At 73.8% G+C, this 13048-nt stretch carries 16 protein-coding genes; 4 read left to right on the top strand and 12 right to left on the bottom strand.

Features of this window, described 5'->3' with window-relative positions:
- Window positions 1-9: 9 nt before the first annotated feature.
- The 4 genes from IR170_RS17695 to IR170_RS17680 all read right to left on the bottom strand — a co-directional run bounded on the left by IR170_RS17695 (window position 10) and on the right by IR170_RS17680 (window position 4220).
- A complete protein-coding gene (locus IR170_RS17695) occupies window positions 10-1368 on the bottom strand; it encodes a putative bifunctional diguanylate cyclase/phosphodiesterase (RefSeq protein WP_193666240.1) in 1359 nt (452 codons plus the stop codon).
- On the bottom strand, window positions 1365-2318 hold the full coding sequence (locus tag IR170_RS17690) for a DMT family transporter (RefSeq protein ID WP_319805147.1): 954 nt from the start codon (window positions 2316-2318) through the stop codon (window positions 1365-1367). Before IR170_RS17690 ends, IR170_RS17695 begins: the two co-directional genes overlap by 4 nt.
- A gap of 79 nt (window positions 2319-2397) precedes the next feature.
- Complete coding sequence (locus IR170_RS17685; RefSeq protein ID WP_056863471.1) at window positions 2398-3075, bottom strand: response regulator transcription factor; 678 nt, start codon at window positions 3073-3075, stop codon at window positions 2398-2400.
- On the bottom strand, window positions 3072-4220 hold the full coding sequence (locus IR170_RS17680; RefSeq protein WP_056903431.1) for a sensor histidine kinase: 1149 nt from the start codon (window positions 4218-4220) through the stop codon (window positions 3072-3074). The genes IR170_RS17685 and IR170_RS17680 overlap by 4 nt, the downstream gene beginning before the upstream one ends.
- 121 nt (window positions 4221-4341) lie before the next feature.
- Between IR170_RS17680 and phoU the strand changes: the two genes are divergently transcribed.
- On the top strand, window positions 4342-4998 hold the full coding sequence (phoU, locus tag IR170_RS17675; protein ID WP_056863473.1) for a phosphate signaling complex protein PhoU: 657 nt from the start codon (window positions 4342-4344) through the stop codon (window positions 4996-4998).
- 28 nt (window positions 4999-5026) lie between these two features.
- Here phoU and IR170_RS17670 read toward each other — a convergent pair whose 3' ends face one another.
- The 3 genes from IR170_RS17670 to IR170_RS17660 form a co-directional block, all read right to left on the bottom strand.
- Window positions 5027-5779 carry a phosphoglyceromutase gene (locus IR170_RS17670; protein WP_193666239.1) on the bottom strand — a complete coding sequence of 251 codons (753 nt, stop codon included), beginning with the start codon at window positions 5777-5779 and terminating at the stop codon, window positions 5027-5029.
- Window positions 5780-5781: 2 nt separating this feature from the next.
- Window positions 5782-6447 carry a copper chaperone PCu(A)C gene (locus tag IR170_RS17665; RefSeq protein ID WP_193666238.1) on the bottom strand — a complete coding sequence of 222 codons (666 nt, stop codon included), beginning with the start codon at window positions 6445-6447 and terminating at the stop codon, window positions 5782-5784.
- A 64-nt stretch (window positions 6448-6511) separates the two neighbouring features.
- Window positions 6512-7483: a UbiA family prenyltransferase gene (locus IR170_RS17660; protein WP_193666237.1), complete on the bottom strand. Its 972-nt coding sequence runs from the start codon at window positions 7481-7483 to the stop codon at window positions 6512-6514.
- Between the two features lie 268 nt (window positions 7484-7751).
- On the opposite strand from IR170_RS17660, the gene IR170_RS17655 reads away from it, so the two are divergent.
- From IR170_RS17655 to IR170_RS17645, 3 genes are all read left to right on the top strand, one after another.
- Window positions 7752-8237: a CarD family transcriptional regulator gene (locus tag IR170_RS17655; RefSeq protein ID WP_056863477.1), complete on the top strand. Its 486-nt coding sequence runs from the start codon at window positions 7752-7754 to the stop codon at window positions 8235-8237.
- Between the two features lie 118 nt (window positions 8238-8355).
- Window positions 8356-8952, top strand: a complete 597-nt coding sequence (locus IR170_RS17650; protein ID WP_227489517.1) for a hypothetical protein — start codon at window positions 8356-8358, stop codon at window positions 8950-8952.
- Window positions 8953-8983: 31 nt separating this feature from the next.
- Window positions 8984-9691, top strand: coding sequence for a 2-C-methyl-D-erythritol 4-phosphate cytidylyltransferase (locus tag IR170_RS17645; protein ID WP_193666236.1), 708 nt, complete (start codon window positions 8984-8986; stop codon window positions 9689-9691).
- Between the two features lie 21 nt (window positions 9692-9712).
- Here the strand turns inward: IR170_RS17645 and IR170_RS17640 are convergent, their stop codons facing one another.
- The 5 genes from IR170_RS17640 to IR170_RS17620 form a co-directional block, all read right to left on the bottom strand.
- The gene (locus tag IR170_RS17640) at window positions 9713-10021 is read right to left on the bottom strand and encodes a hypothetical protein (RefSeq protein ID WP_193666235.1); all 309 of its coding nucleotides are present in this window, start codon (window positions 10019-10021) and stop codon (window positions 9713-9715) included.
- Window positions 10018-10809, bottom strand: a complete 792-nt coding sequence (locus tag IR170_RS17635; RefSeq protein WP_319805146.1) for an IspD/TarI family cytidylyltransferase — start codon at window positions 10807-10809, stop codon at window positions 10018-10020. Before IR170_RS17635 ends, IR170_RS17640 begins: the two co-directional genes overlap by 4 nt.
- A gap of 112 nt (window positions 10810-10921) precedes the next feature.
- Window positions 10922-12253, bottom strand: coding sequence for an NAD(P)H-dependent oxidoreductase (locus tag IR170_RS17630; protein ID WP_193666234.1), 1332 nt, complete (start codon window positions 12251-12253; stop codon window positions 10922-10924).
- A complete protein-coding gene (locus IR170_RS17625) occupies window positions 12250-12657 on the bottom strand; it encodes a PTS glucitol/sorbitol transporter subunit IIA (protein ID WP_193666233.1) in 408 nt (135 codons plus the stop codon). The genes IR170_RS17630 and IR170_RS17625 overlap by 4 nt, the downstream gene beginning before the upstream one ends.
- Entirely contained in the window at window positions 12654-13025 is a 372-nt protein-coding gene (locus tag IR170_RS17620) for a PTS sorbitol transporter (RefSeq protein WP_193666232.1), read from the bottom strand. The genes IR170_RS17625 and IR170_RS17620 overlap by 4 nt, the downstream gene beginning before the upstream one ends.
- Window positions 13026-13048 lie beyond the last annotated feature (23 nt).

Raw genomic sequence — 13048 nt, 5'->3', positions numbered from 1 at the left:
ACCGGCCGGCTAGGCCCCGAGCAGCGCCTGAGCGCCCCCGCCGGCCCGCCAGCGCTCCAGCCACGCGGCGACCTCGCCGGGCGGCAGCGGCGCAGCCACCAGGAAGCCCTGGAGCCGGTCGCAGCCGAGCTCGCGCAGGCGGGGCACCACGCCGGGGTCCTCCACCCCCTCGGCCACCACGGCGAGGTCGAGGGCGTGGGCGGCGCCCACGGTGGCGGCCACGAGGCGTGCCGCGGCCGGGTCGGTCGCGACGGCACGGGTCAGGGCCGGGTCGAGCTTGAGCTCGCGCACACCCGCGTAGCCGGCCAGCGGGGCCAGCGAGGCCGCCCCGGCGCCGAACTCGTGGATGCTCACCCCGACCCCGAGGGCGTCGAGGGCGGCGAACAGCGCCTGCACCGCCGGGCGCGGGTGGGGCGCCGGCTCGGCGATCTCGAGCAGCAGGCACCCCGGCGGGGCCGGCGACGCGGCCAGGAGCGACGCGACGTCGTCGACGAAGCCGTCGACGAGCAGGTCGCGCGCGGCGACGTTGACCGACACCGTGGGTGCGTCGGTGGCCAGGTCGGTGAGCGGGTCGGCGGGCCGGGCGGCGGCCGCCAGCACCGCGTGGTCGGTGAGGGCCCGGGCCACGGCGTGCAGCGTCAGCGCCGTGAGGGCGCCCTCGGCCCGCGCCACCGGCAGGACGTCGCGGGGCAGGAGCAGCCCGCGACGGGGGTGGCTCCAGCGCAGCAGCGCCTCGTAGCCGCTCACGGTGCCGTCCCACCCGACCTGCGGCTGGTGGTGCAGGCCCAGGGCCTCGGAGCCGTCGCGGCGCTCGAGGGCCGCGCGCAGGTCGGGGCCGAGCGTGGGGTCCGCGGCGGCCTCCTCGCGCGCAGGCGCGCCCGGGCGGGCCTTGTCGGCGTACATCGCCCGGTCGGCCACGCGCATCAGCTCGACGAGGTCGTGTCCGTCGCGGCCCTCGAGAGCGACGCCGACCGAGGCACCGACCCGCAGTCCCACCCCGTCGACCCGCACGGGCGGGGCGAGGGACCGGCGCACCGCACCGGCCAGCGAGGAGCCGTCGTCGCCGGGCGGAAGGGCGGCGGAGAGCACGAGGAACTCGTCGCCCCCGAGGCGCGCGACCAGGGCCCCGGGCCGCGCCACGCGCTCGAGCCGGGCCGCGACCTCGACCAGCACGGCGTCGCCGGCGGCGTGCCCGAGCGTGTCGTTGACGTGCTTGAAGTGGTCGAGGTCGACGATCAGGACGGCCCGGCGGGTCGGGTCGCCGTGCCGTTCCCCGGTCAGGAGACGCCGGGCGCGCCGCTCCAGCCGCGCGCGGTCGGCCAGCCCGGTCAGCGCGTCGGTGCCCGCGCGGCCGACCCGACGGGTCACGGCCCCGCGACCGTGCGCTGCGCCCGGGGCTGCGGCCTGCGCCGGGCCACCGCGACGCCGACGAGGGCCAGCGCGCCGCCGGCGTAGGCGATGGTCGGCGGGGTCTCGTCGAGCAGCAGCAGGCCGAGCACGATGGTGATCGGCGGCACGAGGTAGGTGGTGACGCCGAGGTTGCCCGCGCTCATCCGCGACAGCGCGTAGGCGTAGGTGGTGAAGGCGATGGCCGTGGGGAAGGCGCCCAGGTAGACCACCCAGGCCACCGACGAGGCCGGCGCGGCCGCGGTCTCGGCGACCAGCCGGCCCGCGAAGGGCAGGCACGCGACCGCCCCGATCGTGCAGGCCAGCCACGTCACGTGCACCGCGGGCAGTCGCGCCACCAGGGGCTTCTGCAGCACGAGGCTCACGGCGTAGACGACCGCGGCCAGCAGGCAGAGGAGGACCCCGAGCAGGTCGCGCTCGCCGCTCTCCGAGGTCGACAGCCCGATGAGGGCGACGCCGCCGAAGGCCAGGGCCAGTCCGAGCCCGAGGTAGGGCGTGAACCGCTCGTCCAGGAAGAGCGCGGCCAGGAGCGCGATGAGCACCGGCGACACCTGGATGAGCATGGCCGCCGTGCCGGCGTCGACCCGCTGCTCGCCCTCGTTGAGCGCCACGTTGTAGACGCCGAACCACAGCACCCCGATCACGACCAGCGACACCCACTGCCGTGGCGTCGCCCGCGGCAGGCCCCGGGCCAGCGCGAAGGGCGCCAGGACGAGCGAGCCCACCACCAGCCGCCCCAGCGACAGGGCGCCGGGGGAGAAGTCGGCCCCGAGGTGACGGATCGCCACGAAGGCCGAGGCCCACAGCACCAGGGTCACCCCGACCGCGGCGACCGGCAGCCACGCGGCGGGGGCCGGGACGGCGTCGGAGGTCGGGGAGGTGGGCGCCGGGGCCGAGGGACGGGTGGTCACGCGACCACCCTAGGGACGTGCGCCCGGCCCGGTCGCGCGGGTTTCGGACCGCACGGTCGGGGCCGTGCGCACCGCGGCGTCAGAGGTCCAGCTTGTAGCCCAGGCCCCGCACGGTGACGAGGTACCTCGGCTCGCCCGGGTCGGGCTCGAGCTTGGCCCGCAGCCGCTTCACGTGCACGTCGAGGGTCTTGGTGTCGCCGACGTAGTCCGAGCCCCAGACCCGGTCGATCAGCTGACCGCGGGTCAGCACCCGCCCGGGGTTGCGCAGGAACATCTCCAGCAGCTCGAACTCCTTGAGCGGCAGCCGCTGCTCCTCGCCGTCGACGGTCACGACGTGGCGCTCCACGTCCATCCGCACCGGTCCGGCCTCGAGGGTGGCCGGGGCCAGGTCGGGCTCGGTGCCGCGGCGCAGCACGGCCCGGATGCGGGCGACCAGCTCGCGGGGGGAGTAGGGCTTGGTGACGTAGTCGTCGGCCCCGAGCTCCAGCCCGACCACCTTGTCGACCTCGTCGTCCTTGGCGCTCACCATGATCACCGGCACGTGGGAGGTCTGCCGGATCTGCCGGCACACCTCGGTGCCCGGGAGCCCCGGGAGCATCAGGTCGAGCAGCACGATGTCGGCGCCGTTGCGCTCGAACTCCGTGAGCGCGGCGTTGCCGTCGGCGGCGATGGCCACCTCGAAGCCCTCCTTGCGCAGCATGTACGCGAGGGCGTCGCTGTAGCTCTCCTCGTCCTCGACCACCAGTACCCGTGTCACGGGCTCTCCTCCTGCATCTGTCGTTCGTGCGCGTGGTGCTGGGGCAGCGTGAGGGTGAAGGTCGAGCCCTGACCCTCCGCCGACCAGACCCGGACCTCGCCGCCGTGGGTGGCGGCGACGTGCTTGACGATGGACAGCCCCAGTCCGGTGCCGCCCGTCGAGCGGTGTCGTGCGGGATCGACGCGGTAGAACCGCTCGAAGATCCGGTCGAGCTCCCCGGCGGGGATGCCGATGCCCTGGTCGACCACCGAGATCTCGACCGTGCCGTCGTCGGCCTTGGTGGTGACCAGCACGGTCGAGTCGGGCTCGCTGTAGGACACCGCGTTGGCTACGAGGTTGGACACCGCGGCCATCACCTGGCCCTCGTTGCCGAAGACCTCGAGGCCCTCGGTGCCGTGGACGATCACCGAGATCCGCTTGTCCTCGGCGTCGATCTTGCTGGTGTCGACCGCGACCTGCACGACCTCGTCGAGGTCGACGGCCACCGGCGCGTCGAGCGGGGCGTCGGCCTGGAGCCGGGAGAGCTCGATGATCTGCTGCACCAGCTTGGAGAGCCGGTCGCTCTCGGTGAGCATGCGGTCGGCGAAGCGCTCGACGGCCTCGGGGTCGTCGGAGGCCTCGTGGACGGCCTCGGCCAGCAGGCGCAGCGCGCCGACAGGGGTCTTGAGCTCGTGGCTGACGTTGGCCACGAAGTCGCGCCGCACGGCCTCGACGCGTCGCTCGCGGGTGCGGTCCTCGACCAGGGCCAGGACCAGCCGCGAGCCCAGCGGCGCGACGCGTGCGGTCACGTTGCGCACCGGCACGCCCTCGCGGGTCATCAGGATCTCGGTCTCGCGGATCTGTCCGTCGCGGCGCACCTGGCGCACCATCTCGGCCAGCTCGTCGGCGAGCAGCCGGGTGCCCCGCACCAGCCCCAGGGCGTAGGCCGGGGCCGACGCCTTGAGCACGGTGTCGTCGTCGTCGACCACCACCGCGCTGCTGCGCAGGACCGACAGCACGGTGGCCACCCCGGGCGGCACCACGGGCGTCTCGACCGGGCGCGCGGCGTACTGCTGACGGTCGCTGACGTGCCACGCGAGCACGGCGCCGCCGGCGACGACGGCCCCGATGATCGCGGCCAGGAAGGCCTGCGTCGTCGGGTCCACGTGCGGAATGGTACGCAGCCCCCGGACCCGCCCTCACCGCGGAGCGGCCGGCTTCGCGATGTTCACCGCACGTTCACCCCTCCTCGCACGCCGGACACCTAGGCTCTCTACGTTTGCCTCCATGCGCGACGCCTTCCACGACCAGCTCGAGTCCGTCCTCGGTGACCTCGCCGGCATCTGCCGCGACGTCGAGACCGCCGTCAGGCTCGCCACCGAGGCGCTGCTGAGCGGCGACGCCGCCGTCGCCGAGCAGGTGATCAGCGCCGACGTCGAGATCGACCGGGCCCGCGAGCGGGTCGAGGACCAGGCCTTCGCGCTGCTCTCGCTGCAGGCGCCGGTCGCCGGGGACCTGCGCGTGGTCATCGCCGCGCTGCGCATGGTCAGCGAGCTCGAGCGCATGGGCGACCTGTCGGTGCACGTCGCCAAGATCGCCCGGCTGCGCGTGCCGAACGTCGCCGTGCCCCAGGCCATCCACCCCACCATCGCCCGCATGGCCGAGGTCGCCGAGGACATGGTCAAGCGCGTCGGCCAGATCATCCTCAGCCAGGACGTCACCGCCGCCATCGAGCTGGGCCGCGACGACGAGGTCATGGACCAGCTGCGCCGCAGCAGCTTCGCGCAGCTGCTCTCCGACGACTGGACCGAGGGCGTCGAGGCCGCGGTCGACGTGGCCCTGCTGGGTCGCTACTACGAGCGCATCGCCGACCACGCCGTGTCGATCGCCAACCGGATCGTCTTCGTCGTCACCGGCGAGCACCCGCGGGCCCTGCAGGCCTGAGGGCGCCGGCCCCGCCGGTCGGGGTCGCTCAGCGGCCCTGGTTGGCGACCGCGGCGGCGGCGGCCGCCGCGGCGTCGGGGTCGAGGTACTCCCCGCCCGGCACGGTGGGGCGCAGGTCGTCGTCGAGGCGGTAGACGAGCGGCATGCCGGTGGGGATGTTGAGGCCGGCGATGTCGTCGTCGGAGATGCCGTCGAGGTGCTTGACGATCGCGCGCAGGCTGTTGCCGTGGGCGGCGACGAGCACGACCTTGCCGGAGCGCAGGTCGGGCACCACGTCGGACTCCCAGTAGGGCAGCATCCGGGCGATGACGTCCTGCAGGCACTCGGTGGCCGGCATCGCGTCGCCGAGGTCGGCGTAGCGGGGGTCGCCGACCTGCGACCACGGGTCGTCGGCGGCGATCGGCGGCGGCGGCACGTCGAAGGAGCGGCGCCAGAGCATGAACTGCTCCTCGCCGTACTCCTCGAGGGTCTGCTTCTTGTCCTTGCCCTGGAGGGCGCCGTAGTGGCGCTCGTTGAGCCGCCAGGACCGCTTCACCGGGATCCAGTGGCGGTCGGCGGCGTCGAGCGCGAGGGCCGAGGTGTTGATGGCGCGGCGCAGCAGGGAGGTGTGGACCACGTCGGGCAGCAGGCCCGACTCCTTGATGAGCTCCCCGCCGCGGGCGGCCTCGGCGCGTCCCTTCTCGGTGAGGGCGACGTCGACCCAGCCGGTGAAGAGGTTCTTGGCGTTCCACTCGCTCTCGCCGTGGCGGAGCAGCACGAGGGTGTGGGTCGTGTCGGTCATCGTCACTCCGTGGGGGTCGACTCGGTCTCGACGGGCTCGTCGGGGGCGGTGCCCTCGTTGCCGCCGGGGCCCTCGACCTCGCCCTGGGGCTCGGTCTCGGGGCCGTACTCGACCACGGCCTCGGGGAACTCGCAGTCGTAGGCCTGCTCGTCGCCGGCCGCGGCCTCGCCGGAGCCGGTCTCGCCGGTGTCGGCGACGTCGAAGCCCTCGTACTCGTCGCAGGCCGCGACGACGGGCACGTCGAGGTCGATGGTGTCGCCGCTCTCGAGGGTGAAGGTCATCGGCAGCACGTCGCCGGCGATGTAGTCGCCGGTCACGGCGATCGCGGGCTCGGCGTCGATGAGGTTGACGAAGCCCAGCGGCGCGATCTCGACGGGGTCGAAGGAGGAGACCTCGACGGTCTGCTCCTCGCTGCCGCCGCCGACCTCGGTCAGGGTCACGGGCTCGAGCGGGTCGTCGTTGTTCAGGCCCACGACCAGCGTGCCCGAGCCGGGGGCGCTGGAGACGACCGTGGCCGCGAGGACCTTGACGCTGCCGTCGACGAAGTTGGTGCCTGCGGCCGGCGTGTAGGGCCGGTCGGTGCCGAGGTTGAAGCCGCACGAGGTCAGCGTGGGCGCGACGAGCGCGAGCGCGCCCACGGCGAGCGTGAGCCTGCGGGGGAGGTGCATGAGGTGGCCTTCTCAGGTCGTCGTGGCGCGTGTGTGGCGCCAGCCTAGCGGGCGCCGACGGGGCTCAGGCGCGCAGCCCGACGGCGGTGCCGGCCACGACCATCCCGACGACCACGAGAGCGAGGTAGAGGCCCACGAGGAGCAGCAGCCGGGCGGCGCCGAGCCGGAGCCCCAGGCGCAGCGGCAGGTAGGTCCAGCCGTCCTCGTTGTCGGCCACGAGGCCCCACACGGCGCGCAGCACGTGGACCCCGACGCCCAGCAGTGCCGCGAGGACCACCATGACCACGGTGGGCGCGGAGCCGGCGTCCTCGCCGTTCCACCCGCCGTAGGAGAGGAAGACGGGGTAGAGGGCGAAGGCCGCCGCCCAGGGCACGAACGACAGCACGCCGCTGCGCAGGACGACGTTGCCGACCAGCCCCAGCGCGACCGAGACCAGGTACGCCGACCCTGCGGTGACGCCGTGCGAGACCGACAGCGGCACCAGCAGCAGCACCCCGCAGGCCAGCGCGAACCACGTGGTGCCCGGCTCGAGGCGCCCGTCGGCGAGCGGCTTGCCCTTGGCGGCGTGGGCGGCGTCGCGGCCGCGGTCGACCAGGTCGTTGTGCCAGCCGAGGACGGCCTGCCCCACCAGGACGGTGGCGAGCACGAGGCCCAGCTCGCGCGTCGGTCGGTCGGCCAGGGCCGAGGCCAGGACCATCAGCGCCGCCGTGAGCACCGCCTGGCGCGGGTGGGCCGCGCGCAGCAGGAGCAGCGGCGTGAGGTCGCGCAGCCGGGTCAGGGCACCCCGGCGCGCCGTGGCGTCGGACGGAGGGGCGGGGGTCGGGGAGGCGGGGGTCGGTGAGGTGGTCGCGGGAGCCGCGGCGGTGAGGGTGCCGCCGGCTCGCGCGCCGGGCCCCGGGACGTCGCCGGACGCTGCGCTCGTGGGTGCGGGCGTCGGAGCGGGCGCGGGTGCGGGCGGGGAGGCGGGAGCCGGGGTGCTGGTCTCGTGCTGCTCACCGCTGCTGCGACGTCGTCGCCACGGGGTCGGTCTGGCCATGGGGGGAGTATCGGCCACGGCCGGTCGGATCCGCGCAGAACCAGCCCGCGGGTCGCGGTCGGCGCCCGGGCCCGAGGAGGCTCTCGGCGGGCGCGCCGGCGGCACGGACGAGGGTCCCGAAGGGTGTGCCGGCGGGGGTCCCGGAGTCGTCCGCATCACACGTCTCGATATCTGTCAAGCCCCGAAGGGGCCTCTGACCTGCGCAAACGTGTCAGACGACATTCTCAGGTCGTGTTAAGATAGAGGCCTAGGAAGGGGTACCTGACATATGACATTCACCGTCGGCGAAACGGTTGTTTACCCGAACCACGGGGCCGCAGTCATCGAGGACATCGAGATGCGGACGATCAAGGGGGAGGACCGTCAGTACCTCGTCCTTCGGATCGTGGCCCAGCAAGACCTGGTCGTGCGCGTGCCGGCCTGCAACCTCGACCTGGTCGGCGTCCGCGACGTCGTCGACAAGGAGGGCCTGGAGCGCGTCTTCGACGTGCTGCGGGCGGCCCACGTGGAGGAGCCGACCAACTGGTCGCGCCGCTACAAGGCCAACCTGGAGAAGCTGCACAGCGGCGACGTGATGAAGGTGGCCGAGGTCGTGCGCGACCTGTGGCGCCGCGAGCGCGACCGCGGGCTGTCGGCCGGCGAGAAGCGGATGCTGGCCAAGGCGCGCCAGATCCTCGTCTCCGAGCTGGCCCTGGCCGAGCACACCAACGAGGACAAGGCCGAGACCCTCCTCGACGAGGTGCTCGCGTCCTGAGCCCCGACCCGACGCGTCGGGTCACCCGCACCACCGACGAGGCCCCCGGGACCACCCGGGGGCCTCGTCGCGTCGCGAGCCGTCACGCCGGGCCCGGGACGCCGTACGGTGGGCGGTCATGAGCACCGCGCCGCACGACGCCGTCCCGGTCGTCCTCCCCGACCCCGACCCCGACGTCGAGCCCGAGCCCGCCCTCGGGGCGGTCGTCGAGCAGGGGCGCGGGTCGCTGCCCTACGCGCTCATCCACGGCGAGGCGCTGGTGGCCTGCGCCTCCTGGGCGCTCGGTGACGCCGGGATCACCGCCGTCGACCTCGGCACCGGCTGGGAGGGGGTTGCCGACGCCGGCGAGCCCTTCGTGCTCCACGACGCGCTGTGCCCGATGACCCCCGCGTCGTTCCTGGCCGCCTGCGTGCGGGCCGCCGTCGAGCGCGACGCCGTGGTGGTCGGCGTGACCGGGGGCTCCGAGGGACGCCCCGACGCCGCGTCGCCGGTGGTGCTGCCGGCTGCGGTCGTGGCGCAGGTCGCGCTCGGGTCGTTCGGCGACGGTCCCTCCGGACTCGTCGACGACGGCGACCTGGGCGCGCTGGTGACGGCGCTGGAGACGCACCACGAGGTGGTCCGGGTCAGGGCGCCGGCCGCGGGCCGTCGGGTGACCACGCGAGAGGACGTGGCACTGCTCGAGCGCGAGACCCGCCCGGCGTCGGCCGAGGGCTGAGGTCGCGCGGGGGCCGTCTACCGTGGGGCCCATGAGCCCGGCCGCGCGATCGACGCACCCACGGGGGACCGAGGCGGTGCTCGTCGTGGGCCGACGCGACGGCCTCGCCTTCGAGGCACTCCACGGTCGACCGCTCTACCTGCACGCCGCCACCTCGTTGGTCGCGGCTCTCGCCGGCACCGAGGTCCCGGTCACGCTCCTCGTGTCCGACGGGGACCACGCCCGGGTGGCCGCCGGGTGGTCGGGAGCCGTCCGGGCCTCCCGGGGCGGCGGTGCTGTCGAGGTCATGACCCAGCAGGAGTGGTGGAGTGCGCGCTCCTCCCGCCCTGCGGGGGCCCTGCTGGTGCACGACGCCCGGTGCCCGCTGGCCTCGGCGGAGCTGCTGCGCTCGGTGCTGGACCAGCAGCTCCTCGCCCCTGAGGTCTCGCTGGCGACCTTCCGCCCGGTCACCGACACGGTGAAGACGGTCGACGAGGGACGCATCGCCGGCACCATCGACCGCGAGCGGCTCGGAGCGCTGATCGTGCCGACGGTCGTCTCCGGCGCGGTCGTCGGGCGAGCGCTGAGCGAGGGGGCGGTCCCGCCGCTCGACGACACCGCGGCCCTGGTCAGGTGGATGCGGGAGAGGGGCGATGTGGAGCTGGTCAAGGGCCCCTCCCTGGCACGCCGGGTCGACGACCGCTCCGCCGTCGAGCTGCTGGAGTGCGTCGACGAGCTCAGTCGCACCGTGCGGCACTGACCCGGGCGGCCGGGCCCGCCGTCAGCGGCGCAGCAGCTCGCGGAACTCGCCGAGGAACTTCACCGGCTGGCGCAGCACCGCTCGCGGCAGCTGGCGGAGGAAACCGAGCGGGTCGGCGCCGGCGCGTCGCAGCATCCGGCCCGGCTTGCTGACCACGCGTTGCTCGAGGTCGACGACGTACGCCGGGAGGAGGGCCCGCTGCGAGAGCTCCAGGTGTCGACCGCACCGCGTGCACCGCACCGCGTCGAGGAGCCGGCCCGCGTAGTGCAGCTCGTGCACGGTCAGCTCCTCGCAGCTCTCGCAGCGCAGGGAGGCCTGCTCGACGCTCACGGGTGATCACCCCCCGGCCAGAGGTGGCGCAGTGCCGAGCGTCGCGACGCCGGAGCGGCAGCGGGGTCGGGACCGTGGGTGCCCGACAGGTCGTAGCCGGCCTTGGCGAGAAGGCGCTCGGCCAGGAACAGGTCCTCGGGGAAGGTGATCTTGACGTTGCGTGCGTCGCCCTCGACGCAGTGCACGGGCAGGTCGGTGTAGCGCTCCATGCAGCTGGCGGTGTCGGTGCCGACGAAGCCGTCGCGATGGGCTCGGCGGTAGGCCTCGAGCAGGGGAGCGGCTCGGAAGGCCTGCGGCGTCTGCACGGCGACGACGCGGTCCGGAGGCTCGCTGCCGGAGTCGAGAGCGGTCAGGTGCGCCTGCTCTCGCACCGGGAGTGCTCCGCCGTGCTCCCAGGCGGCGTCGACCACCGAGGCGAAGAGAGCCGTGCCGGCGAGGGGACGCGCGGCGTCGTGGATGACGACGACGTCGACCCGGCCGGCCTCGATGTCGGGCGCGAGTGCTTGGAGGGCCTCCCACTCGGAGGCGTGGCGGCTGTCGCCGCCGGTGACGATCGTGACCTCGGGAGGGCCGACCTCGCGACCCACGGCGGCGACGACGTCGTCGCGGTCGGCCTCGCGGATGACGATCACGGTGCGCTCCACCGAGGCCAGCTCACGTGCCCAGCGCACCGCCCACGTGAAGACCCGGCGACCCGCGAGGGGGAGCAGGACCTTGTTGGTCTGGTAGCCGGAGCGGCGGCCCTCGCCGGCGGCCAGCATGACGACGGCGGCCCGGGGGGCGGACACGTCCTGCGAGGACCGTCCGGGCGGACGGGAGGGGCGTGGTCGCACGCACGGAGCGTAGCGGTCACGTCGTCCTCCTCCCGATCCGCCCGGACGTCGTGCCGGGCGGGTCTGCTCAGCCCGCGACGAGCCGTCGCTGCAGGTCGCCCAGCGCCGGGACCTCGGCTCCAGGGGTGTCCATCGCCTCCTGGATGCGTCGCATCCGCACGATGAGCGAGGACTCCTCGAGGGCCACGTCGTCGTAGGTGAGGACATGGTCGACAGGCACGTCGCGGGTCAGCACGGCACCCGACAGCACCCCGAGCGGGACCAGTCCCTCCCGTGCGAAGTCCTCCGCGGGATCGATCATGCCCCGCACGGTCGCGCCGCCGATGCCGTCGATCCGCTCACCGGCCGACATGGCCCGCTTCGTCTGCGCGCCCACCTCCGCGGTCCAGTGCTCCGTGGTGAGGCTGGCACGCCCGTCGAGCACCATCTCGTAGACCGTGAGCGGCGCCTCGATGCTCGCCAGGTGGTAGGGCCGGTAGAGGGCGAAGTAGGGCCCGTCGCCCATCTGCAGGTAGCTCATCTCGTGGTGGACGTAGGGGTCCTCGGTGCGGATGACGACGAAGACGCCCGGTGCGACCGGGCCGGTGCAGTAGTCGACCACCCCGGCCTTCTCCAGGACGCCGCCGTCCTCGACGAGGGAGAAGGTCTCGTGGAGGGTCGGCACGGTCGACGGCGGGCCGTGCATGCCGCGGGTGCTGACCCCCAGACCGGTGGTGTTGGCCAGCGACGCCATCTCGATCATGGCCTTCGACCCGTCGACGAAGCTGGTGAGCATCTTCGGGTTCATCTGCTTCGTCCCGGCGCGCTCGGCCAGCGACTCGGGGGTCGCGTACGGGTCGAGCGGGTTGTTCTTGCCCTTGCCGGCGCAGATGACCTCGAAGTTCAGGTCGCGGGCGTAGTCGACCAGGATCTTGGTCTCCACCGGCTCGTCGCCCCGGCACACGGAGTAGACGGCACCGGACTGGGCCGCGAGGTGGGTCAGGTAGCGACCGACGGTGACGTCGGCCTCCACCGTCAGGGTGGCGACGTTGATCCCGGCTGCCAGCGCCTGGACCGCGACGTTGACGGCCACCTCGGGCACGCCGGTGGCCTCGACCACGACGTCCAGGGGCAGGGAGCCGAGGTCCTCGGGACGGGTGAGGGCGACGCTGCCGCCGGCCTCGACCGCTCGGGCCGCATCGTCGGGCCCGAGCGTCTCGACGGGGGTGATCCCCGCCTGGGTGAGGGCTTCCACCGCACGCTCGTGCTGGACGTCGACCACGGCGGACAACGTGATGCCGGGCATGCGCAGCAGCTGGGCGGCGAAGCCGCGACCCATCTGACCCGCGCCGACGAGGCCGATGCGCAGCGGGCGTCCTGTCTCCTCCAGGCGGAGCTGGAGCCTGTCTCGGTAGCTCATGGGCTGCCTTCCTCTCCCGCGCTGCGGGTGATGCGGAACGTGTCGCCGACCGCGAGCAGGGGCAGGTCGCCCTTGCGCACGCAGACGTCGCCGGGCAGCTTGGCCTGGCTGCGTCCGTCGGCCTTGAGGTCGAGGTGACCCAGGTTGAGCAGGTTGTCGCCGACGACGTCACCGACGGCGAGGACCTCCAGGGAGGTGTCGCCGACGTGCACCGTGTCGCCGGGGCGGGGCCCGTCGACCGCGGTGCTCGCCGTGTGCAGCACGGAGATGTCGTGGAGCTCGGCGGGAGAGCCGTCGGCGAAGAAGATGAGGAGACCGTGGGCCAGGAAGGCCTCCACCTGCTCGCCGACCTGGGTCACGACCGACTCGTAGACGGTCGTGGTCGCGGGGCTGGTCACCGTCATGACTCCTGCACGTCCTCGGTCTTGACGCCCGAGACGAAGAGGTCCTCGGTGATGAACTGCGCGAGCGGCCCAGCCGGGCTCGTGGCGTGGATGTCGACCGTCTTGACCTTCTTCATCGGGTAGACCCCGACCCGCGCCGTGCCGCCGCAGTCGATGACGGCGACCGCGATCTTGTCGAAGGGCGCCGAGCTCTTGAAGCCGTCGAAGGCCTCGCCGCCGGTGAGCTCGGCGATGCGCTGGGCCACCGGGTGGATCCCGCCGCCGGTGATGGAGGCGATGAGGGGCTTCTCGCTCGTGGGCGTGATGGTGAGGGGCCCTCCCCATCCTCCTCGGCCCTTGCTGACCGTGACGGACTTGTAGTCGCTCATGGTTGTCCTTGTGTGTTGGTGGG

Origin of the sequence: Nocardioides kribbensis (assembly GCF_015070375.1) — a bacterium.
In the GTDB taxonomy this organism is placed as follows: Bacteria; Actinomycetota; Actinomycetes; order Propionibacteriales; family Nocardioidaceae; genus Nocardioides; species Nocardioides kribbensis.
This window is presented reverse-complemented; position numbering and strand designations above follow the sequence as displayed.